The following is a 20,559-nucleotide window of genomic DNA, read 5'->3' as shown; positions in this document are numbered from 1 at the left end:
ATGTACGATTATGAGCCAAAATACCAATACAGAAGATACAATTGATTTAAAGGAATTATTTTTCTCTCTGATTGCACAGTGGAAGTTAATTGCTCTATGTGTAATTTTAAGTCTTGTTTGTGCTTTACTTTATCTTAGAACCACTCCCGACACTTATGCAGTCAATGCTTTAGTACAGGTCGAAGAGAATAAAGGGGCTTCTGCTGCCTTATTAGGTGATCTATCAGGCATGATTGATCAAAAACAACCAGCGCAAGCAGAAATTGAGATTCTTAAATCACGTTTAGTTCTTGGCACCGTGATTCAAAACTTACATCTAGATTTAAAAATTTCCGGTACAGAGAATTCTTTCACTGATCGCTTATTTTCGCCGCATGAATATGTCACAGAATATAAAAATAAATCAGTCATTTTCAAAGATAATGAAAAAAGTTTTGAAATTCGCCAATTTGATATCCCTACACAATATCGTGACAAGGATATTGGCCTACAGTTTCAAGAAAATAAACTTTCTTTAATTGATCTAGACACTGACCAAAAAATATTAACAGCACCATTGAACCAAAAAAGCTCTTTGCGTACAGCAGAAGGTCTTTGGGAAATCTCAATTTATAGCAAAGATCAATTCAAAGATGACTATTTAATTCAAAAACAGTCTTTACCTGCTGCAGTTGACAGTATTTTGGCAAATTATTCTGTTGCTGAAAAAGGTAAAATGACGGGCGTGCTTGGCCTTAACTATCAAGGCCAAGATAAAGAACATATTACAAAAGTTTTAAATGCCATTTTAGCAGCCTACAGCCATCAAAATATTGAAAGACGTTCGGCTGAAAGTGCACAAACATTAAAATTCCTAGACGAACAACTCCCTGAATTAAAACAGCAGCTTGATGTCGCAGAACGTGAATTTAACAAATTCCGTCAAGAGTTTAATACCGTCGATGTAACCAAAGAATCTGAACTATATTTAACTCAAAGCGTCACTCTTGAAACTCAAAAAGCTGAATTAGAGCAAAAAGTTGCTGAAGCTTCTGCGAAGTACACTAGTGAACATCCAGTGATGCAACAAATGAATGCTCAATTGGGTGCAATCAATAGCAAAATTAGTGAATTGAATACCACCTTAAAAAAATTACCAGACCTACAACGTCGTTATTTACAGCTCTATCGTGAAGTTGAAGTCAAGCAACAGCTGTACACTGCTCTACTTAACTCTTATCAACAATTACGAATTGCCAAAGCTGGTGAAATTGGTAATGTCCGTATTGTGGATACTGCCGTAGAGCCTATTGAACCAATTGCACCAAAAAAACTACAAATCTTGATACTTTCAATTTTTCTTGGTGGTTTCCTCGGTACATTACTTGCACTACTACGTAACATGCTTCGTTCGGGAATCAAAGATTCTTCAGAAATTGAGAACACCCTTGATCTTCCCGTTTATGCCACTGTGCCACGTTCCCCTATTCAGGAAAGTCGCATCAAGTTACTGAAGAAGAAAAAGACCATTCCTGTACTTGCGGTTAAAAATAGCGATGATATTGCGATTGAAAGCCTACGCAGTATGCGGACTGCCATTCACTTTGCACTGACATCTGCAAAAAATAACCTGATCATGATTTCGGGGCCTGCACCAGAAGTTGGTAAATCATTCATTTCAACCAACTTGGCAACAATTCTTGCACAAAGTAATAAACGCGTTTTAATTATTGATGCTGATTTACGTCGTGGTTATTTAAACAAATATTTCAATCATGACAACCAACCAGGCCTTTCTGAATATTTAAATGGTCAGCGCGATCTAGACAGCATCATTAAAACCACTGAAATTCCAAATTTAAGTGTGATTACTCGCGGTAAGAGCCCTTCTAACCCATCTGAGCTTTTAAGTTCTGGTAAATTCAAAGAATTCTTAGATCTAATTTCACCGATGTTCGATCATGTGATCATTGATACACCTCCAGTACTTGCGGTGACAGACGGTATCATTATTTCGCAATTTGCTGGCGTGAATCTGGTGATTGCTCGTTATGCGAAAACGCAGTTGAAAGAATTAGAGTTAACCGTGAACCGCTTTGAACAAGTGGGTGTGAAGGTCAATGGTATTATTCTAAACGACATTCAACGTAGCTCAGCAGGCTATGGTTATGGCTATAACTATTCCTATGGTTATAAAGCTTCAAAAGACCAAGACTAATTTAAGCCTGTTCAAAAAAGCCACCAAATACGGTGGCTTTTTTTATGTGCGAAATTTATGTTGCATGCCACTTTCTGTATAAAAAATGTTTTATATATTCATACCGTTATAGTATAAAAATAAGAACATGACTATGATGATCTTTCCTGCACCTTACCTGATCGTAGAGATAGGTAAGCGCTGAACAGGAAAAGTCTGCTAGAATTTCAGCAACTTTTTACATATAAAATAATTGTGGGAAAATATATGAGTAAGGCCCTACCTATCGCTGTCGCTGTATTACTCGGCGGTGCCGCACTTGTTCCTGTTTACTATGCAACTAAAACACCTGCTACGCAATCAGCAACATCAACTCAACCAGCTGCAAATGCTTCTGCTGTCGCTAAAATCAGTTATGCACTTGGTTATGAAGTTGCCCATCAAACGCCTCCAGAATTAGATATTGATAGCTTTGTCACTGGCGTTCGTGCAGGCCATGCTCGTGCAAAACCTGCATATACTGAAGAAGAATTACAAAAAGCATATGCTGAGTTTCAGCAAGAAATGCAAAACAAACAACTTGAAAGCAATAAGCAAGCACAAAGTAGCAGCGATAATTTCTTAACAGAAAACAAAAGCAAAGCTGGGGTTAAAACCACTGCTTCTGGTTTACAGTACCTAACAACGAAAGAAGGTACAGGTAAACAACCGCAAGCTACATCAGTTGTTAAAGTTCACTACACAGGTAAGTTAGTGGATGGCACAGTATTTGATAGTTCAGTACAGCGCGGCGAGCCAATTGAATTTCCGTTGAACCAAGTAATTCCGGGTTGGACTGAAGGTCTGCAGTTAATGAAAGAAGGTGGCAAAGCTACTTTGTATATTCCTTCAAACCTAGGTTATGGTGCTCAAGGTGTTCCAGGAACGATTCCACCGAACAGTACTTTAATTTTTGATGTAGAACTCATTGAAGTTAAATAATAAAACCGGTACAGGAGAGCTTTTCGCTCTCCTGCTTTATTTTGAGACTCGGTCATGAAATTACAGATCAGTATGTTGTGTTTGGCACTCTGCTCAAGCACTGTATTTGCCAAAGATGTCAGTAATAAAAGTAGTGCTGCAGAACAAGTCGGTTATAGTTTTGGTTATTTAATGGGACGCAGTAATGCTGAATCCATTAAGGATTTGGATATTGATGCATTTGTTGCAGGTTTAAAGGCAGCTTCTAAAGGTCAAGCTTCGTCATTAACAGATGAAGAAATGACTCGTGCTTTAACTCAATATAAAAAGCAAACCGAAGCGAAACAACTGATTGAATTGAAGAAAAAAGCGGACGCAAATGCGACTATTGGCACTGCGTTTCTTGCTGAGAATGCCAAAAAACCAGGTATTCAGGTCACGAAATCTGGCCTGCAGTATCAAGTCATTCAAGCCGGCAAAGGTAAGTCACCCAAAGCCAATTCAACAGTGAAAGTTCACTATGAAGGGCGCTTAATTGATGGCACTATTTTTGATAGTTCAATTGCACGCAACCAACCTGCGATGTTCCAAGTGAGCCAAGTTATTCAAGGTTGGACAGAAGGTCTACAGTTGATGAAAGAAGGTGCAAAATATCGCTTCTTCATTCCTGCCAATTTGGGTTATGGTCAAATTGGTTCAGCAGACGTCATTGAGCCAAACAGCACACTGATTTTTGATGTAGAGCTCATCGAAGTTCTCTCTAAATAACAATACCCACTTCAGGAGCATCGACAAATCTCGGTGCTCCTCAATATTTCTTCGTACCATTATTTTCTTTTACAATTTTTTTGATTGATTTGACTTAAAATTCACATTGATATCTTATATTTATTTCACAAAAACCAATTTCCATTTATTTTAAATCTTCATCAACTGCGTAGCCGCACATAAGGATTTGACCATGACCGTTAAAATTAAGACTCGCGAAATTCAATATACAGCAGCGGATGGAACTCAACTTTTTGGCTATTTTGCTGCTCCAGAGTCAGACACTGCGATCGCAGGTGTGTTAGTTGCACCTGAATGGTGGGGACGCAATGAATATACCGAACAACGTGCGCGTGAATTGGCAGAACAAGGCTATGCTGCTTTCGCTTTGGATATGTATGGTGATAAAAAAGTCACCACAGATGCCAAGCAAGCTTATGAATGGATGATGCAGACTTTTGATCATGCCGACACCATTGTGACCCGTGCGTCTGCTGCATTAAACACTTTGGTACAGCAAAAAGAAGTAAATGCAGATAAACTCGCAGCTATAGGCTTTTGCTATGGTGGAAAAGTCGTGCTGGATTTAGCTCGTTCAGGTGCTGCATTAAAAGCTGTGGTGACCTTCCATGCAACACTTGCTACAGCGACTCCTGCACAAACAGGACAAGTTCAAGCAGAGATTTTAGTGCAACATGGTGAGCTCGACTCGATGGTGAGCTTAGAAGATGTTGCGACCTTTAGAAATGAAATGGATGCTGCCCAAGTGAAGTATCAAATTAATATTTTTGAAGGTGCAAAACATGGCTTTAGTAACCCGATGGCGGATGAACGCGCCAAAGCCAACGGCGTAGATTTAGCTTATAACGCTACTGCAGAACAACAAAGCTTAGCGGCCATGTATGCCTTGTTAGCACGCCAGCTTGGTTCTAAAGCGCTAAGAACCAATACCAATATTTAATTTATAAAAATGAGGAGAGCACAATGACAGATCTCAATTGTCCATATTGCAATTTTGACGAATATGACGTTATTGCAAAAAATGATTTTGGAGTTGTACTTCCTGAACCACACACACTGTCTAAAGGACATGCTGTCATTGTCCCGCTACGTCACGTTGGTTCTTTTTTTGAAATTACTGATAAAGAACGTAAAAGTTTAATGTCCTTACTTGAACAAGCGCGTAATGAATTAAATTTACGTTATCAACCTACTGGCTTTCATATTGGGTTTAATGATGGACAAGTTTTTGGCGAAGCCACTGAACATGTGCACATTCACATTATTCCACGTTATGAAAACCAAACGTTGGCGCTTGATACCCGCTGGGGCTTTAAAAGCTAAAATTTAAAAATTGACACTCACTAAGGAGCTTCGGCTCCTTTTTTGATAGCCGCTATTTTTGCATTTCCCCTGATATACAGATTTCGTTTTGAACAAAAAAGAATGCCTATAGAAAGATGTATACTAGGCAGGTTTTTTCAATTTTGACTGTATTGCATGTTTAACTTTTCTGATGCCCTTCTCGACTGGTTTGATGCCCATGGTCGTCATGACTTACCGTGGCAAGTGAAGGATGACCCTTACAAAGTGTGGGTTTCAGAAATTATGCTACAACAGACTCAAGTCAAAACCGTCTTACAATACTTTGATCGATTTATTCAACGATTTCCGACTGTTGAAGATTTAGGCCATGCTTCGTGGGATGATGTGGCACCCTATTGGGCTGGCTTAGGCTACTATGCACGGGCTCGGAACTTACACAAAGCCGCAGGTATTGTTGCACGTCAGGGACATTTTCCAAGCAATCTTGAGCAATGGATGGAACTACCCGGCATCGGCCCGTCTACCGCAGGTGCGCTGATGTCTTTAGGTTTAAGACAATATGGCGTGATTATGGACGGCAACGTCAAGCGAGTATTGTCTCGATTCTTTGCTATTGAAGATGATTTATCGAAACCTGTACATGAACGGGCCATGTGGCAACTGGCGAGTGAGCTTTGCCCCACGGTACGTAACCACGATTATACCCAAGCGATTATGGATCTTGGTGCAACCGTTTGCACGCCGAAAAAGCCGCTCTGTTTATATTGTCCCATGCAACAGCACTGCAAAGCACATGCTCAGGGTTTAGAGACTGAATTACCTTATAAAAAGCCTAAAAAGCCTGTTCCAGTGAGAGAGGCCCAAGTCATGCTGATTCAATCTGCAGGAGAATGGCTTTGGATACAACGTCCGAATAGCGGGCTATGGGGTGGTCTGTGGTGTTTACCTATTTTTGATCAACCCCATGAGTTTCAATCCCACACTCAGCAGCTTGATCTGAAACCTACCACTACTCAAGTGCAAATATCTCATAGTTTTACCCACTTCACTTGGCTTTTAGAAGCTACTGTATTTACTGTTGCTGCCGATCAAAAAGAGCATTTAGCGATTGAATGCAACGGACAGTGGTTTAGCCCGATACAAGCCACTGCACTCGGTATTCCAACCGCCATGAAAAAACTCATTTCTACGCTAGAACTCGAAAGCCATTCTATGCCATAGTTTTTAACTGCTCATCAATTGAATAGGGACAAATGTGACTCAAGGATTTTTTCAGCTTCGCAAAGGGTTGTTCAGCGGTATTGGTTTTATTTTGCTTTTACTCAGCGCCTGTACGTCGACTCCACCCAAACCATCAGGCAGTACATTGCCTGCTCATGAAGTGAAAAAATTACAAAACATGCGTTTATCCAATCAATTGCCTGTTCCTGTTCATCAAGTCAAACGAAGTGCGCTCAAGGATACTTGGGGCGCAGCGCGTAGCCAAGGACGAAGCCACGAAGGCATTGATATTATTGTTCCACGTGGAACAAAAGTTCTCAGTGCTACAGAAGGTTTAGTTGCTGACTTACGTAATAACAATTTGGGTGGTAAAGTGATATGGATTATGGGGCCTGCAGGTTCTTGGCATTATTATGCGCATCTTGATGGTCATAAACGTGGCTTAAATGTCGGCGACTATGTCAAAAAAGGTGATGTCATTGGCTATGTAGGTAATACTGGCAATGCTCGACATACTGCACCACATTTGCATTATGGCATTTACTTGGGTGGTAAAGGTCGCAATGCCGTTAACCCCTATCCGTATTTACGTTAATTTTAGGAAACATACATGTCAGAAGCGTTGATCAATCGTCTGGTGGAATTTGCAGAATCTGGTAATCAACAAAAAATCAGCCTCAATGGACAGTCTTATCAGGGCTGGATCATGGAGATCACTGAAGAAGCATTACTCATCAGCACCGGCTACGCAGACAAATCAGGTAAAGATGTATGGATTCAATTTACCGATCTCGATCAAGCGGAACTGTTGTATTGGGACAATAAAAACGACCAATGGACAGCTTTTAAAATTTAATTCAAAACGGAGCATTCAACATGACAATACAACGCTGTGCTTGGTGCTCCGAAGATCCTTTATATATTGCCTACCACGACACTGAATGGGCTAAACCTAGCTTTGATGAGCAGTATCTCTTTGAAATGCTGTGTCTTGAAGGACAACAAGCGGGGCTGTCTTGGATCACTGTGCTGAAAAAACGGGCCTGTTATCAGCAGCATTTTTTTCAATATCCCATTGCCGAAATTGCAGCGTTGAGTGACCTACAATTACAAGAAAAATTACAAGATTCAGGTTTGATTCGCCATATCGGCAAACTCACTGCCATTCGAGATAATGCCAAAGCATGGCAACAGTTAAAAGCCCAAGGGATTCATCCTGTGGAATTTCTTTGGAATTTTGTCGAAGGACACATTGCCAATAATGATGTCGTTGAATATCGCAGCGCCCCTGCACAAACCGCTCAAAGTCAGGCCATGTCCAAAGCATTAAAAAAGCATGGTTTTAAATTTGTCGGTCCAACGACTTGCTATGCTCTGATGCAAGCCATCGGCATGGTTAACGATCATGAAAATCACTGTGACTTTAAATACACGCACGCAGAATGACCTCAAAAGCAGAAAGGATAGAATAATGAGTGACAATACAATCCACGCCTATGCAGCAATGAACAGTGGTGAAGCCCTTGTTCCCTACCAATTTGATGCAGGTGAATTACAAGCCTATCAGGTTGAAGTCAAAGTCGAGTATTGCGGTCTTTGTCACTCAGATATTTCTATTATCCAAAATGATTGGAAATCTTCGGTTTATCCTGTAGTCCCTGGGCATGAAGTGATTGGAACCATTACCCAACTCGGCAGCGAAGCCAAAGGACTCAAAATCGGACAGCGTGTAGGCATTGGCTGGACAGCAGAAAGTTGTCAACACTGTGACCCATGTATCAATGGTCGCCAAGTACAATGTACTGGAACCAAGACAGCAACGATCGTCGGTCATGCAGGTGGCTTTGCCGACAAAGTCCGTGCAGGCTGGCAATGGGTTATTCCGCTTCCAGATGATCTCGACCCAACCAGTGCTGGTCCTCTACTCTGCGGTGGGATTACGGTATTTGATCCCATTTTGCAGCACCAAATTCAGGCCATTCACCATGTTGCCGTGATCGGCATTGGTGGATTAGGTCATATGGCGATTAAACTGCTCAAGGCTTGGGGCTGTGAAATTACTGCGTTCAGCTCAAACTTAGATAAAACCGATGAACTTAAAGCCATGGGTGCTGACCATGTGGTGAATAGTCGTGATCTTGCTGCAATTAAAGCTCAGCGTGGGAAGTTCAATTTGATTTTAAGCACGGTCAATGTGACGTTGGATTGGCAAGCCTATCTTTCAACTTTGGCACCGAATGGAAGCGTTCACATGCTTGGCCTAGCACTTGAGCCGATGCAAATTCCCGCAGGTATGCTGATCAGTGGTGCTAAATCAGTTACAGGCTCATCAACTGGCTCTCCTGCGGCACTGCGTGAATTACTTCGATTCGCTGCACGTCAAAATATTGCACCTCAAATTGAAATGTATCCCATGTCTCAGGTGAATGAAGCGATTGAACGTTTGCATTCAGGAAACGTGCGTTATCGAATTGTGCTGAAGGCTGATTTTTAACGGCAAAAATCTAAGCCAAGAAAGCCTGCCGCATGCAGGCTTTTTTGTGTCCTTTATACACTCATCAAAATTAGACGGTATTTGAGTTTATGCATTCCTTACGTACCCAATCTGCAAGCAACAAAATGGCCTGCTGAATATCTACAGACAACTCATGCCCGGCATTTAGACGAATACAGTTGTTATAACGATTGTCCTCACCAAAAATTAAACCTGGCACAATATTGATGCCATGTTTTTGCGCATGGTAATACAGCGCCAAACTGTCTATTTGTTCAGGCATCTGCAACCACAGTGCATAACTGCCTTGAGGCCGATTTAGACGGATATCAACCCCTTGAAAAGCATCGTAAATATACTGACGATACTGCTCGACTTGCACCATTAATTTAGGACGCAATTCAGCAAGATGTTGGCGATACGCACGACTAAAAATCAAATCTGCAAGTCCTAACTGCAAAGGCGTATTCACCGAATCATTTTGCAAAAGTAATTTCGGACGCAAATGTTGCAAATGTGGTGGAAGACAAAACCACCCCACCCGATAAGAAGGCGATAAAGATTTTGAAATCGACGCACAATAGATCACATAGCCCGCCCGATCCCAATATTTGATAGGCAATGGTCGCTTTGCATTGAAACTACACTCAGCATAAATATCATCTTCAATCACATAACATTTATATTTTTCAGCCAGTTGTGCAATTCGTTTCTTATCTTCATTACTTAAACAAAAACCCAAAGGATTTTGAAAATTTGCAGTCAATAAGCATACTTTCGCGCCTGAATCCCGCATTGCCTGCTCTAAACGATCTAAATCAAAACCTTCCGTATTGGCAGGAATTTCAACAATTTTCCGCTTCAATAAAGCCAATAATTGCAATTGCCCGTTATAGTTCGGCGTCGGAACAATGACACTCTCCCCTTCCGCACTTAGATTTTGCAACATCACTGACAAAGCAGGCATACAACCATTGCTGATGTAAATATCATCCTTAGGCATGTAAAAACCATCTTCAGCCCAATGTGCCGACAAAGCTTCACGCAATTGTGGATGACCTTGCCGATTGTTATATAAAAAATCTTCTGGTTTACAATGCTTTAATGCCCTTTGGATTGAACGTCTGATTGCTTCAACAGGAACAAAATTGGGGGACAACTGAATTGAACCCAAATGAATCAGGCGACTATTTGCAGATGCTTCATGGATCTGAATTTGCAATTCTAAATTCGAAATTTCACGAGGTCGGGAATCAAAATCAGGATGATTCGGCACGGCAATTTGCTGGGCTTTCTGTGAGGATTGTACAAAATAACCAGACTTTTCTTTAACATAAATCAGGCCTTTGGCTTCAAGTAATTCATAGCAGCGTTTCGCGGTATTTAAACTGATCTGATGCTGCTGTGAAAATTGACGTAGCGCATACAGACGCTGCCCTGCGGCCAATTCACCACTATAAATTTTCTGTGCCAACTGCTGCGCAAGCTGCTGATATTGAAAAGCCATCTGTACCCTTTTTTTAATCATTCTTGTATCTGTACCCATTAAGTTAACAGATTTAAGCTGATGGCATCAGGTTGATATCTCAAAAATAACGATAGGGGGAAAATTAAATGAATGACTTCACGCAGCTTCGAGCGGGTTTAATCATCATCAGTACACTCACGCTTATGGCGTGCCAACCCGAACAGCACACTCAAGCTCAAAGCCAGCAAAATTTTATCTGTAAATCTTTAATTCAAGGTTTTTTGAGTGCCCAAAAACTGACGCAATATGAACTTGAGCAGATCCAACCGATCACCAGCGGCGGGTTACATCAGCAGCTATATATTTATAAAGCCAAATCTGAAAACGGCATGAATATCATGCCGCAGCAAGCCAAACTTCGCTTTGCCTGTGAACAAATGACCGCGCGGCAATTTCAAATCAAGTTACATCCGCATCAATTTCCAGAACAAACCTTACTCAGTATCGAACTTCCAGAAGCACAGCACATGCAGCAATTGACGGCATTTCGCCTGCCTGACATGCAAAGTCATTGATCGTTCATATTGAACTAAATCATTGCTAAGGCTTATTTTAAAATTTCGGGAAAGGTCACAACAGTTTTGCTTTTACCCAGCTGCACTTTCATTTTTTGTAGCATTTGATAAGGCTGTTGCTGCACAAACATATTCACGAAACTGAGCGGAATGGAGCCTTCCGGATTGGCATAGCCATAGGTTGACACTTTGACTTTTTGATTGCCTAAACGCTGGAAGGTCCAATCGCCCTCATAGTCGGTTAGGCGTACATAATTGGGATTGATCGGATAACCTTTTTTCACCGCTTTATTTTGGATGCTAATAATGCCTTGTGCATCTTTACGCATTTTGCCTTGTACCACTAAATCACGGTCTTTCAAGGGAAAAGGAAAATCCAGCACCATATATAAGCTGAATTCGCCTTTCTGGTCATCACGGGATAAGACTTTGACACTGCCCATATAAGGGACCCAATTCACTGCATTTTCCACATCTAAAATCAGGGAAACCGCTTTTTCAATGGGCACATCAAAACTAGTTTCAGCTTTGTATTGAAAGACAGGATTTTGAGCATTTTGGTAGGTCCAAACCTTAATATTATTTTTATTAATCGTGAGTTTGGCATTATCCATAGTTTTCGCTTGTACTGCCGCAGTGAATGCGACAGCACAAGCCATAAAGATGACTTTGTTCATTCCATTGATCGTCTTATTTTAATTTTATTGTCTTGTTATAAAGGATTTTTACGCGCTTTTATACGTCAATATCGTTAAAACCCAGTACATCTTTCATATCGTACTTACGTGCTTCACGACCGACTACCCATGCAGCTGCACGTACTGCACCAGAAGCAAAGTTCATACGGTTGGTTGCTTTATGGGTAATTTCAACACGTTCGCCATCCGCGATAAACATCGCAGTATGTTCACCGACAATGTCACCACCACGAATCGTTTGAAAGCCAATGGTTTGACGTTCACGTGGACCCGTATGACCTTCACGGCAATACACAGCATCTTGTTTTAAATCACGTCCTAAAGCACCGGCAATGGCTTCGCCCCACATTAGCGCTGTACCTGATGGTGCATCAACTTTATGACGATGATGGGCTTCAATCACTTCAATATCTACAGTATCGCCAAATACTTTTGATGCCAATTCAAGAAGTTTGATTGAAACGTTTACACCGACAGAATAGTTCGCTGCGTAGACCACTGGAGTTTCTGTTGCTGTTTCATCGAGATAAGCTTTTTGCTCATCATTCATACCTGTGGTACCAATGACAATCGCAACGCCTGCTTCACGGCAAAGTTTAAGATGCTGTGCTGTTGCTGCAGGTGCAGTAAAATCGATCACGACATCACAATCTTTTAAAACCTCAGCTAGGTTACCGACAACCTTTACGCCAACCGCGCCAATCCCTGCAAGTTCACCGGCATCCGCACCGACCAAGCTACTTTCAGGACGTTCTACCGCAGCAGCTAATTGATAACCAGCTTGCTGAACCGCCTGAATTAAGATGCGTCCCATACGACCGCCTGCGCCCAAGATACCAATACGTGGAGCTGCTGACATAACATTTTCCTAATGTTGATTCGAAATTGGTCTTACTATATCAAAACTCCATGCGCAGGCTAAGTTACAAACAAAAAAATCCTGCATTTTCTGGAGTCATTGTGCAAATCAACTTCTACGACAGACGCTGACTATTCCCTCACCAAGTTTAGGCATTTTCACGGTATGATAGGCGCGTTCTATTGATCTTGAATATTCATGAAAACCCTATTGTATCTTTGTGCGGCAGTCTGTATTGCACTGGCATGGCTGATTCCGATTCATTACCGACCTTGGGCCACGTATACCGGTGAGCTTTACACCTTCTTTGCCTTATTTGCCTTAGCGGCAACGTTCTTTAAAGAAAAGCTCAGGGTGGCAAAAATTTCCCTGCCCCTGTTGCTCTTAGCGCTGATTCCCTTCATCCAACTGGCTTTTGGGCAGGTGTATTATTTTAGTATTGCCTTACTCTGTATGCTGTTTGTGTTCAGCTTCTGGCTGTGTATCAATCTAGGTTTTAGTCTCTCGCAAGGTACAGAAAAACGCGAAAAAACCTTCCTATACCTGAGCTATACCTTTGTTGCTTCTGGGGTAATGACTGGACTCATCGCAATATGTCAGTGGTTAGATTTCGACTCGTTTCTTCCTTTTGTGATGAAAATTAGTGGAACTACGCGCCCATTTGCAAACTTTGCTCAGCCGAATAACATGGCCACGTTTCTGCTCATGTCCTTGTTAGCCTGCTTATATGTTTATGAACAACAAAAAGTTAAAACCCGCTATTTGGTCGTTTGTGCAATTCCTATTTTAATTGGGGTCGCGCTCAGCCAATCTCGCACCTCTTGGGTAGCAAGTATCTGTGTCCTAGTCTATTTAGCTTATGCACAGTACAAAGATTATATTCGTCTCCGCTGGTTTTACAGCTTGGCCTGGTTTATCGGCTTTGTGGCACTGATTGTATTGATGCCAAAATTAAGTCAAATCATGAGCCAAATGTCCGACATGAATATTCAAGAAAGTCGTGACGTGGTCAAACGTGCTGGTGGAGATATGTCTCGGTTAGCCATTTGGCAACAAATGGCACATGCCGTGGCTGCACAGCCTTGGTTTGGCTATGGTTGGCATCAAACCAGTAGCGCTTTTGTCTCGATCTCTGACACGGTACAAGGGCCTGTATGGATTCGTAGCTCACACAATTTTATTTTGGATTTCTTATTGTGGAATGGCGCCATTATTGGTGTGCCGTTCTTGGCCTATTTCGCTTACTGGGGCATTCAATTACAGAAGTTAGCCAAGTCTGCATTATCTGTGATTGGCCTATTGATGGTCGGTGTCTTCGTTATTCATGCCATGTTGGAGTTTCCGCAAAACTACGCATATTTCTTACTGCCTGCGGGTTTTATTATCGGGATTCTTCAAGCTGCGAAATCACAGACGGCTACTTTGAGTCTGTCTCCGTGGTTTATCCGCATTGTTTTCGTGATTGGCGCAGTGCTGATTACGGTGATTTATCGTGATTATGCCAATGCAGCAATTCAGCTGGGCCAGGCATCAAAATATGAAAAAACACCGGAGAAAATCACCAACCATGAGCCGATCTATTTGCTGACGGAATTTAGACATCGGGTGGCGATTATTCGTTTAAATCCGTACTCCATCGTTTCTGAACAAACCATTCAGGATACTGAAAAATTGGTTCGCAGCTATCCAGCGAAATACCACATCATTAAATATGCACGTTTATTGGCCTTTAATGGTCGTGAGGCTGAAGCACGTCATCAGCTACAGCGTCTTAAAAATATCTATAGGCTCGACATGAGCTATGAGAGTTTATTACTACCTATAGCACAGCCGAAACCTTAAAACGCTCATTAAAAAAGCCTGCAATTTTGCAGGCTTTTTTATAGCTAAGTTCAAATCACAGCGAACTCAAGCAAATCATATCAATTAATCAAATAAACGGTCGAAGAATGATTTTTTCTTCGGAGATGATTTATTGTCATCGCCATCCATCGTGTCTTGTAACTCTTTTAACAATTCACGTTGACGAGCCGTTAAATTCACTGGCGTTTCCACCACGATACGGCAGAGTAAGTCACCAGTCATGCTGGTACGTACAGGTTTCACACCTTTACCACGTAAGCGGAACAATTTGCCAGTTTGAGTTCCTTCAGGCACTTTCAAGCTCACACGGCCATCGAGAGTCGGAATTTGAATTTCTTTACCCAATGCAGCATCTGCAATGCTTACAGGCACATCCATATACAGGTCAGCGCCATCACGTTGGAAGATTTCGTGTTCACGTACCACCACTTCTACATATAAGTCGCCTGCTTGGCCATCACGGATCGCCTCGCCTTTGCCACTTAAACGTACGCGGTCGCCATTATCCACACCTGCAGGAATGGTCACTTCTAAAGTTTGCTGACGGTCAGAAACCCCTGAACCATGACATTTATTACATGGGTTCTTAATAATTTTACCTTGACCACGACAGGTGCTACAGGTTTGCTGCACAGAGAAGAAGCCCTGTTGCATACGCACTTGACCTGCACCATGACAAGTTTTACAGGTTTCAACGTCGTTTGGATTTTTAGATCCTTTACCATCACAGGCATCACATGGCGCTGGCGCAGTAAAGGTAATGGTTTTTTTCACGCCCTTCACAGCTTCCTCAAGGGTAAGCTCCATAACATAGCGTAAGTCTGAACCACGGCGTGCACGTTGCTGACCACCACGGCCACCACCGCCAAATGCGCCACCGAATATGTCACCAAACTGACTAAAGATATCTTCTGCGCTAAAACCGCCACCGAAGCCACCGCCGCCGCCCATGCCGCCTTCAAAAGCTTGATGTCCCATACGGTCATACATACTACGTTTTTCGCTGTCCGATAAAACTTCATATGCTTCTGCAGCTTCTTTGAATTTTTCTTCAGCTTCTGGGTTATCTGGATTACGGTCAGGGTGATACTTCATCGCCAACTTACGGTAGGCTTTTTTAATTTCATCATCACTTGCGGTTTTAGATACACCTAAAACCTCATAATAATCACGTTTAGCCATGTCTGGCGATGCTCCTCACGGAATTTAATTTAATACTTAACTGTGGTCTGAAATTGGGGAATCAAACCATTTTTTCAAGGGGTAGGCAGGAAAAAAATAAATCGACTTAGAAAACAGCCTTATTTTTAACGAATTTGGATAGACCTTGGATCCATGCATTTAATAGATACAAAAAGGCAATCGCAGAAAAGATCACACCAATTACCGTGCATGCAGTCACCCAAAGATAGGTGTCCCAATAATAGAAAAATAAAGGAATAAACCACAGTGCGGCAAAAATGGCCATCATGGAATAAATCACGACGGTGCGCATGACCCAAAGCGCTTGGGCTTGGAGCCAAACTTCTGCAGAATCGATTTGAGTTACTTTGCGTGCAAAGCCGTAGGCAAATACACCACTAATCAGGGTAAATAAAGCGAAAAACATGAAGACATAAGAAATCGCAATATAACGGCGATACTTAGCTAAACTCTCTGCTGTCATCTGTGATTCAACCCCGTACACCACAATATGCCGCGCTGCACTTGTGGTTGTTTTACTTTTTAAAAATGTCTTTGTAGATCAGGTGCTACTATAGAGAAAAATTCAATATTTCGCACCCAATATTATGACACTTTTAAGGATTCTGCTGAGTTTTTTTCACTTTAAACCACTGTGCATATAGCGCAGGTAAAAAGAACAAGGTCAGCAGGGTCGCCACGATCAATCCACCCATAATCGCCACGGCCATTGGACCGAAGAAAATACTGCGAGAAAGTGGAATCATCGCCAATACAGCGGCCAATGCAGTCAGCACAATTGGACGGCAACGACGTACCGTTGCATTGATAATCGCATCCCAAGCCGACTCCCCAGACTGAATATCTTGTTCAATCTGATCAATCAAAATCAGTGAATTGCGCATAATCATTCCAGACAGTGCAATCGTGCCGAGCATTGCCACAAAACCAAAGGGTTTATTGAATAATAACAGGAATAACACCACGCCAATAATACCCAAAGGTGCTGTTAAAAATACGATCATCGCCCGTGACATGCTGCGTAATTGAATCATCAACAAAGTCATGACAACTGCGAGAAATAATGGCATGCCTGCATTTACAGAAGTTTGGCCTCGTGCTGACTCTTCCACAGTACCGCCTACTTCGAGTAGATAACCATTTGGCATCTCTGCACGTAACTGATCAAATGAATCTTTTAACTCACCCACCACCGTTGCAGGTTGCAATTTACTGCGAATATCCGCGCGCACAGTAATGGTCGGTAAACGGTTACGATGCCAAATCAAACCTTCTTCAAAGCTATACTCAATTTTCGCAATCTGCGCCAATGGCACTGAACCACCATTGCTGGTCGGTACAGCCAAACTGCTGAGAGAACCGACATCCAATCGCTCCGCTTGATCACCACGCATCCGAATTTCAATCAGCTCTCGTTTCTCACGATACTGATTAATCACCGCACCACTGATTGAACTATTCAGGAAATTGGACAGATCTAGACTGGAAACCCCCATTTGACGTGCGCGATCTTGGTCGATGTCCAGTTTAATGACTTTGCTTGGTTCACCCCAATCCAAATGCACATTGGTGGTGTTCGGGTTTTCACTGACTTTTGCAGACACGCGTTGTGCCCACTCTCGAACCAAGCTCAGATCTTCACCCGACACGCGGAACTGCAATGGATAACCCACAGGTGGGCCATTTTCTAAAAGTGAAACGCGAGTACGTACTTCAGGTAAGAGCTTACGGATTTCTTCTGCTAATGACTGACGAATTTCATTGCGATCATCTAAAGATGAAGCCAATACCACAAACTGAGCAAAACTGGCTTGGGGTAACTGCTGATCTAGAGGTAAATAAAACCGCGGTGAACCTGTCCCCACATAAGCCACAAAATTATCAATGCCTTGTTTTTTCGACAAGAACGCTTCGACTTTTTTTACGGCCGCTTCTGTGGCTTTCAGAGATGCACCTTCCTCGAGCTTTAAATCTACTAAAATTTCAGCACGGTTTGACGGTGGGAAGAACTGCTGTGGTACAGTTTTAAACATTAAAATCGATAACACAAAGATGCCAACCGTCGCTGCAATCACCGTCTTACGATAGGTCACACAAGTGTCGACCCAACCACGGAAACGTTGATAAAACGGAGACTGATAAGGATCATGATGTTCGCCGGCATGATGCACCATCGGCTGAGGTTCAGGTTGTTTGTGCAAACGTGCCCACAGGCGCTGATACCATGGGGCTTTTTGTACCAAATCTTTGTTGAAATCGGGCAGTAATTTATCCCCCAGATAGGGAACAAACAGCACTGCTGCAAACCATGACACCACCAATGCAATAGTGACCACTTGGAAAATCGAGCGAGTATATTCCCCAGTACTCGATGCTGCTGTGGCAATCGGCAAAAAGCCTGCCGCAGTAATCAGTGTGCCTGTCAGCATTGGAAATGCAGTGGTGCGCCATGCATGTCCGGCGGCTTGTAATCGGCTATAGCCCTGCTCCATTTTAATCGCCATCATTTCGACGGCAATAATCGCATCATCCACCAATAAACCGAGTGCGAGAATCAATGCCCCCAAAGAAATCTTGTGCAACCCGACATCAAACATCTGCATGCCTGCAAAGGTCATGGCCAAGACCAATGGAATGGAAAATGCTACGACTAATCCCGTACGGAAACCCAAGGAGAAGAAGCTCACCAATAGGACGATAATCACCGCCTCAGCGAGGACTTTCATAAACTCATTGACGCTGCGCTTCACGGCTACAGGCTGATCCGACACTTTTTTCAGTTCCATGCCCAAGGGCAAGGTTTTTTGCAAGCGGGCAAATTCTGTTTCTAGGTTTTTACCCAAAGCCAGAATGTCGCCACCTTTACGCATCGACACGGCAATGCCTAAACCATTTTCACCCATAAAACGCATACGCGGCTGCGGTGGATCACTAAAGCCACGATGTACATCTGCCACATCACCCAATTGAATGGTTCGTCCATTCACCAATAAGGGCATCTGACGCAGTTCATCAATGTTTTGTAAATTACCACTGACACGCACTTGAATCCGGTCTGAATTGGTTTCAAAAAAGCCGGCACTGGCAACCGTGTTTTGCTGCTGCAAGGCTTGTTGAATCGCCGTCACGGGTATGCCCATTTGCGTGGCTTTGGTGTTGGAAATTTCAATCCAAACTTTTTGATCTTGTAGACCAATCAAATCCACTTTCGCAACGTCTTTGACTCGTTGTAACTGGAGCTGTAAACGGTCGGCATATTCCTTCATGGTGGCATAGTCAAAGTCTTTGCCGGTGAGCACATAGATATTACCAAAGGTGTCACCAAATTCATCATTAAAGAAAGGACCTTGCACCCCAGATGGTAATTGATGGCGAATATCATTGACCTTTTTACGTACGGTGTACCAAACATCAGGGACTTGCTGCGAACGTAAACTGTCCTTGGCCACAAAGGTCACCATGGATTCACCCGGACGTGAATACGCCATGATGCGTTCATATTGCCCCGTGGTCATCAGTTCTTTTTCAATCCGATCGGTGACTTGTAGCGAAACTTCTTTGGCTGTTGCACCAGGCCAATAGGTTTGAATCACCATGACTTTAAAGGTAAATGGCGGGTCTTCACTCTGCGACAATTTGGAATAAGAAAATATCCCAACAATGCCCAGTAGAATCATAAAATAAAGGATTAAGCCTTTATTTTTCAGTGCCCACTCAGACAAGTTAAAATTCATTATTTAACTCCTGTCTGAATGTGTACCGCTCGATTTTCACGATCAACAGGTTGTATTTTTTGTTTTTCGCGGAGCAAATGCACGCCGCCAACCACAACAAAATCCCCTGCTTGCAGACCACTAAGTACGGGCACGCTGTCACGTCCGTATTCGCCTAAACTTACTGGAACTTTACGTACCGTATTATCTGCATTGACCACCATCACATACGCCTGCTGACCACTCGCAGACACACTCGATAATGGCACATGCAAAACATTCTGCTGTGCTTTGGTTAAAAATACCCGTGCACTTTGCCCCAGTTGAATGGCACTATTGCCTTCACGTAATGCCACTTTGACACTATATGTACGAGACTGATCGGCAGCAGGACTAATTTCACGCACATAGCCTGCAAATTTTTCCTGTGGTTTCGACCACAAGGTGACCCATGCATCCTGCCCTGTTTTAATTTCAGTAACCGCTTGTTCAGGCACACCAATGACCACGTCACGTTCACCAGCTATCGCCAATTGAAATGCCGGTTGTCCTGCTGCAATCACTTGACCAATCTCAATATTGCGCTCAGTAATGACCCCAGTTTTATTGGCAATTAATTGGTTATAACCGGTCTGATTACGACTCACATCATAATTTGATTGGGCTTGCTTTAAGTTCGACTGTGCCGCTTTATATTGGTTTTCCACCGCATCATACTGCGAACGACTCACGGCATTGACTGGCAATAATTGCTTAAAGCGTTTTAGTTCATCTTCAGCAATTTGTGCAGCGGAACGCGCACTTTCAAGCTGTGCTTGTGCTGCATTCAGTTGCAACTGTGCATCTTTGACATCTAATTTTGCCAAGACTTGCCCGACTCGGACTTGGTCTCCAACATCGACATAGCGCTCAGTGATTTGGCCGCCAACCCGAAAAGCTAAAGCTGTTTGCTGGCGTGCTTGTACATCACCCGCATAACTTTTTTGTTCAAAATGTGTGGCGCCCGGCTGAGTCACCATCACAAATGGCACTTCCTGTTCCGTTTGGGCTTTATCCTTGCTGCATCCCCATAAGGTCACACTGCAAACGATAATCATGCTGACAACTGTGGTCTTAATCGTACTCATGAAGTTCGCTCTTAATAAAAAGTCTTTTTTAGGGCAGAATATTATTCAATTAATTTGGTTATTTTTTAATTAATATACCATGCGGTACATTAATTAGATTAATTATCC

The 20,559-nt window shown here is 42.6% G+C and carries 19 protein-coding genes; 12 read left to right on the top strand and 7 right to left on the bottom strand.

Features of this window, described 5'->3' with window-relative positions; all coding sequences use genetic code 11:
* The first annotated feature begins 10 nt into the window (after window positions 1–10).
* From LXF01_RS00325 to ahr, 10 genes are all read left to right on the top strand, one after another.
* Window positions 11–2,197, top strand: coding sequence for a polysaccharide biosynthesis tyrosine autokinase (locus LXF01_RS00325; RefSeq protein ID WP_233944795.1), 2,187 nt, complete (start codon window positions 11–13; stop codon window positions 2,195–2,197).
* A 246-nt stretch (window positions 2,198–2,443) separates the two neighbouring features.
* Entirely contained in the window at window positions 2,444–3,157 is a 714-nt protein-coding gene (locus LXF01_RS00320; protein WP_078191625.1) for an FKBP-type peptidyl-prolyl cis-trans isomerase, read from the top strand.
* Between the two features lie 54 nt (window positions 3,158–3,211).
* A complete protein-coding gene (locus tag LXF01_RS00315; protein ID WP_233944793.1) occupies window positions 3,212–3,904 on the top strand; it encodes an FKBP-type peptidyl-prolyl cis-trans isomerase in 693 nt (230 codons plus the stop codon).
* A gap of 193 nt (window positions 3,905–4,097) precedes the next feature.
* Complete coding sequence (locus LXF01_RS00310; RefSeq protein WP_233944792.1) at window positions 4,098–4,865, top strand: dienelactone hydrolase family protein; 768 nt, start codon at window positions 4,098–4,100, stop codon at window positions 4,863–4,865.
* 23 nt (window positions 4,866–4,888) lie between these two features.
* Window positions 4,889–5,248, top strand: a complete 360-nt coding sequence (locus LXF01_RS00305; RefSeq protein ID WP_180022942.1) for an HIT family protein — start codon at window positions 4,889–4,891, stop codon at window positions 5,246–5,248.
* A gap of 156 nt (window positions 5,249–5,404) precedes the next feature.
* Window positions 5,405–6,451 (top strand): A/G-specific adenine glycosylase, encoded by a 1,047-nt coding sequence (gene mutY / locus LXF01_RS00300; protein WP_233944790.1) that lies wholly within the window; start codon window positions 5,405–5,407, stop codon window positions 6,449–6,451.
* Window positions 6,452–6,518: 67 nt separating this feature from the next.
* Window positions 6,519–7,046 (top strand): M23 family metallopeptidase, encoded by a 528-nt coding sequence (locus tag LXF01_RS00295; RefSeq protein ID WP_218949567.1) that lies wholly within the window; start codon window positions 6,519–6,521, stop codon window positions 7,044–7,046.
* A gap of 15 nt (window positions 7,047–7,061) precedes the next feature.
* Complete coding sequence (locus LXF01_RS00290) at window positions 7,062–7,307, top strand: hypothetical protein (RefSeq protein WP_233944788.1); 246 nt, start codon at window positions 7,062–7,064, stop codon at window positions 7,305–7,307.
* 20 nt (window positions 7,308–7,327) lie between these two features.
* The gene (locus LXF01_RS00285) at window positions 7,328–7,897 is read left to right on the top strand and encodes a DNA-3-methyladenine glycosylase I (RefSeq protein WP_233944787.1); all 570 of its coding nucleotides are present in this window, start codon (window positions 7,328–7,330) and stop codon (window positions 7,895–7,897) included.
* A gap of 25 nt (window positions 7,898–7,922) precedes the next feature.
* Window positions 7,923–8,945: an NADPH-dependent aldehyde reductase Ahr gene (ahr, locus tag LXF01_RS00280; protein ID WP_233944785.1), complete on the top strand. Its 1,023-nt coding sequence runs from the start codon at window positions 7,923–7,925 to the stop codon at window positions 8,943–8,945.
* A 70-nt stretch (window positions 8,946–9,015) separates the two neighbouring features.
* Here ahr and LXF01_RS00275 read toward each other — a convergent pair whose 3' ends face one another.
* Complete coding sequence (locus LXF01_RS00275) at window positions 9,016–10,452, bottom strand: aminotransferase-like domain-containing protein (RefSeq protein ID WP_233944783.1); 1,437 nt, start codon at window positions 10,450–10,452, stop codon at window positions 9,016–9,018.
* A 107-nt stretch (window positions 10,453–10,559) separates the two neighbouring features.
* Here LXF01_RS00275 and LXF01_RS00270 point away from each other — a divergent pair, with 107 nt between their 5' ends.
* Window positions 10,560–10,988 (top strand): hypothetical protein, encoded by a 429-nt coding sequence (locus LXF01_RS00270; RefSeq protein ID WP_233944782.1) that lies wholly within the window; start codon window positions 10,560–10,562, stop codon window positions 10,986–10,988.
* Between the two features lie 32 nt (window positions 10,989–11,020).
* Here LXF01_RS00270 and LXF01_RS00265 read toward each other — a convergent pair whose 3' ends face one another.
* Window positions 11,021–11,665 (bottom strand): START domain-containing protein, encoded by a 645-nt coding sequence (locus LXF01_RS00265; protein WP_233944780.1) that lies wholly within the window; start codon window positions 11,663–11,665, stop codon window positions 11,021–11,023.
* A gap of 58 nt (window positions 11,666–11,723) precedes the next feature.
* Window positions 11,724–12,545: a 4-hydroxy-tetrahydrodipicolinate reductase gene (dapB, locus tag LXF01_RS00260; protein ID WP_078194102.1), complete on the bottom strand. Its 822-nt coding sequence runs from the start codon at window positions 12,543–12,545 to the stop codon at window positions 11,724–11,726.
* Between the two features lie 198 nt (window positions 12,546–12,743).
* Here dapB and LXF01_RS00255 point away from each other — a divergent pair, with 198 nt between their 5' ends.
* Window positions 12,744–14,387, top strand: coding sequence for a PglL family O-oligosaccharyltransferase (locus LXF01_RS00255; protein WP_233944778.1), 1,644 nt, complete (start codon window positions 12,744–12,746; stop codon window positions 14,385–14,387).
* Window positions 14,388–14,471: 84 nt separating this feature from the next.
* On the opposite strand, the gene dnaJ is transcribed toward LXF01_RS00255, so the two are convergent.
* The 4 genes from dnaJ to LXF01_RS00235 form a co-directional block, all read right to left on the bottom strand.
* Complete coding sequence (dnaJ, locus tag LXF01_RS00250; protein ID WP_111885156.1) at window positions 14,472–15,590, bottom strand: molecular chaperone DnaJ; 1,119 nt, start codon at window positions 15,588–15,590, stop codon at window positions 14,472–14,474.
* A 106-nt stretch (window positions 15,591–15,696) separates the two neighbouring features.
* Entirely contained in the window at window positions 15,697–16,074 is a 378-nt protein-coding gene (locus LXF01_RS00245) for a hypothetical protein (RefSeq protein ID WP_180011060.1), read from the bottom strand.
* A 133-nt stretch (window positions 16,075–16,207) separates the two neighbouring features.
* Complete coding sequence (locus LXF01_RS00240; protein ID WP_233944777.1) at window positions 16,208–19,345, bottom strand: efflux RND transporter permease subunit; 3,138 nt, start codon at window positions 19,343–19,345, stop codon at window positions 16,208–16,210.
* Window positions 19,345–20,451, bottom strand: coding sequence for an efflux RND transporter periplasmic adaptor subunit (locus tag LXF01_RS00235; RefSeq protein ID WP_233944775.1), 1,107 nt, complete (start codon window positions 20,449–20,451; stop codon window positions 19,345–19,347). The genes LXF01_RS00240 and LXF01_RS00235 overlap by 1 nt, the downstream gene beginning before the upstream one ends.
* Window positions 20,452–20,559 lie beyond the last annotated feature (108 nt).

This window comes from Acinetobacter sp. SH20PTE14, from assembly GCF_021391555.1.
GTDB classification, from domain to species: domain Bacteria; phylum Pseudomonadota; class Gammaproteobacteria; order Pseudomonadales; family Moraxellaceae; genus Acinetobacter; species Acinetobacter amyesii.
Note: the sequence above shows the minus strand (reverse complement) of the source record. Positions and strands in the feature narration are given on the sequence as shown.

Coding starts and splice junctions, on each gene's coding strand:
- LXF01_RS00285 (WP_233944787.1), top strand. CDS start 7,328: ATGACAATACAACGCTGTGCTTGGTGCTCCGAAGATCCTTTATATATT.
- LXF01_RS00270 (WP_233944782.1), top strand. CDS start 10,560: ATGAATGACTTCACGCAGCTTCGAGCGGGTTTAATCATCATCAGTACA.
- LXF01_RS00245 (WP_180011060.1), bottom strand. CDS start 16,074: ATGACAGCAGAGAGTTTAGCTAAGTATCGCCGTTATATTGCGATTTCT.
- LXF01_RS00320 (WP_078191625.1), top strand. CDS start 2,444: ATGAGTAAGGCCCTACCTATCGCTGTCGCTGTATTACTCGGCGGTGCC.
- LXF01_RS00265 (WP_233944780.1), bottom strand. CDS start 11,665: ATGAACAAAGTCATCTTTATGGCTTGTGCTGTCGCATTCACTGCGGCA.
- LXF01_RS00325 (WP_233944795.1), top strand. CDS start 11: ATGAGCCAAAATACCAATACAGAAGATACAATTGATTTAAAGGAATTA.
- mutY (WP_233944790.1), top strand. CDS start 5,405: ATGTTTAACTTTTCTGATGCCCTTCTCGACTGGTTTGATGCCCATGGT.
- LXF01_RS00315 (WP_233944793.1), top strand. CDS start 3,212: ATGAAATTACAGATCAGTATGTTGTGTTTGGCACTCTGCTCAAGCACT.
- LXF01_RS00310 (WP_233944792.1), top strand. CDS start 4,098: ATGACCGTTAAAATTAAGACTCGCGAAATTCAATATACAGCAGCGGAT.
- ahr (WP_233944785.1), top strand. CDS start 7,923: ATGAGTGACAATACAATCCACGCCTATGCAGCAATGAACAGTGGTGAA.
- LXF01_RS00255 (WP_233944778.1), top strand. CDS start 12,744: ATGAAAACCCTATTGTATCTTTGTGCGGCAGTCTGTATTGCACTGGCA.
- LXF01_RS00235 (WP_233944775.1), bottom strand. CDS start 20,451: ATGAGTACGATTAAGACCACAGTTGTCAGCATGATTATCGTTTGCAGT.
- LXF01_RS00305 (WP_180022942.1), top strand. CDS start 4,889: ATGACAGATCTCAATTGTCCATATTGCAATTTTGACGAATATGACGTT.
- dnaJ (WP_111885156.1), bottom strand. CDS start 15,590: ATGGCTAAACGTGATTATTATGAGGTTTTAGGTGTATCTAAAACCGCA.
- LXF01_RS00275 (WP_233944783.1), bottom strand. CDS start 10,452: ATGGCTTTTCAATATCAGCAGCTTGCGCAGCAGTTGGCACAGAAAATT.
- dapB (WP_078194102.1), bottom strand. CDS start 12,545: ATGTCAGCAGCTCCACGTATTGGTATCTTGGGCGCAGGCGGTCGTATG.
- LXF01_RS00290 (WP_233944788.1), top strand. CDS start 7,062: ATGTCAGAAGCGTTGATCAATCGTCTGGTGGAATTTGCAGAATCTGGT.
- LXF01_RS00240 (WP_233944777.1), bottom strand. CDS start 19,345: ATGAATTTTAACTTGTCTGAGTGGGCACTGAAAAATAAAGGCTTAATC.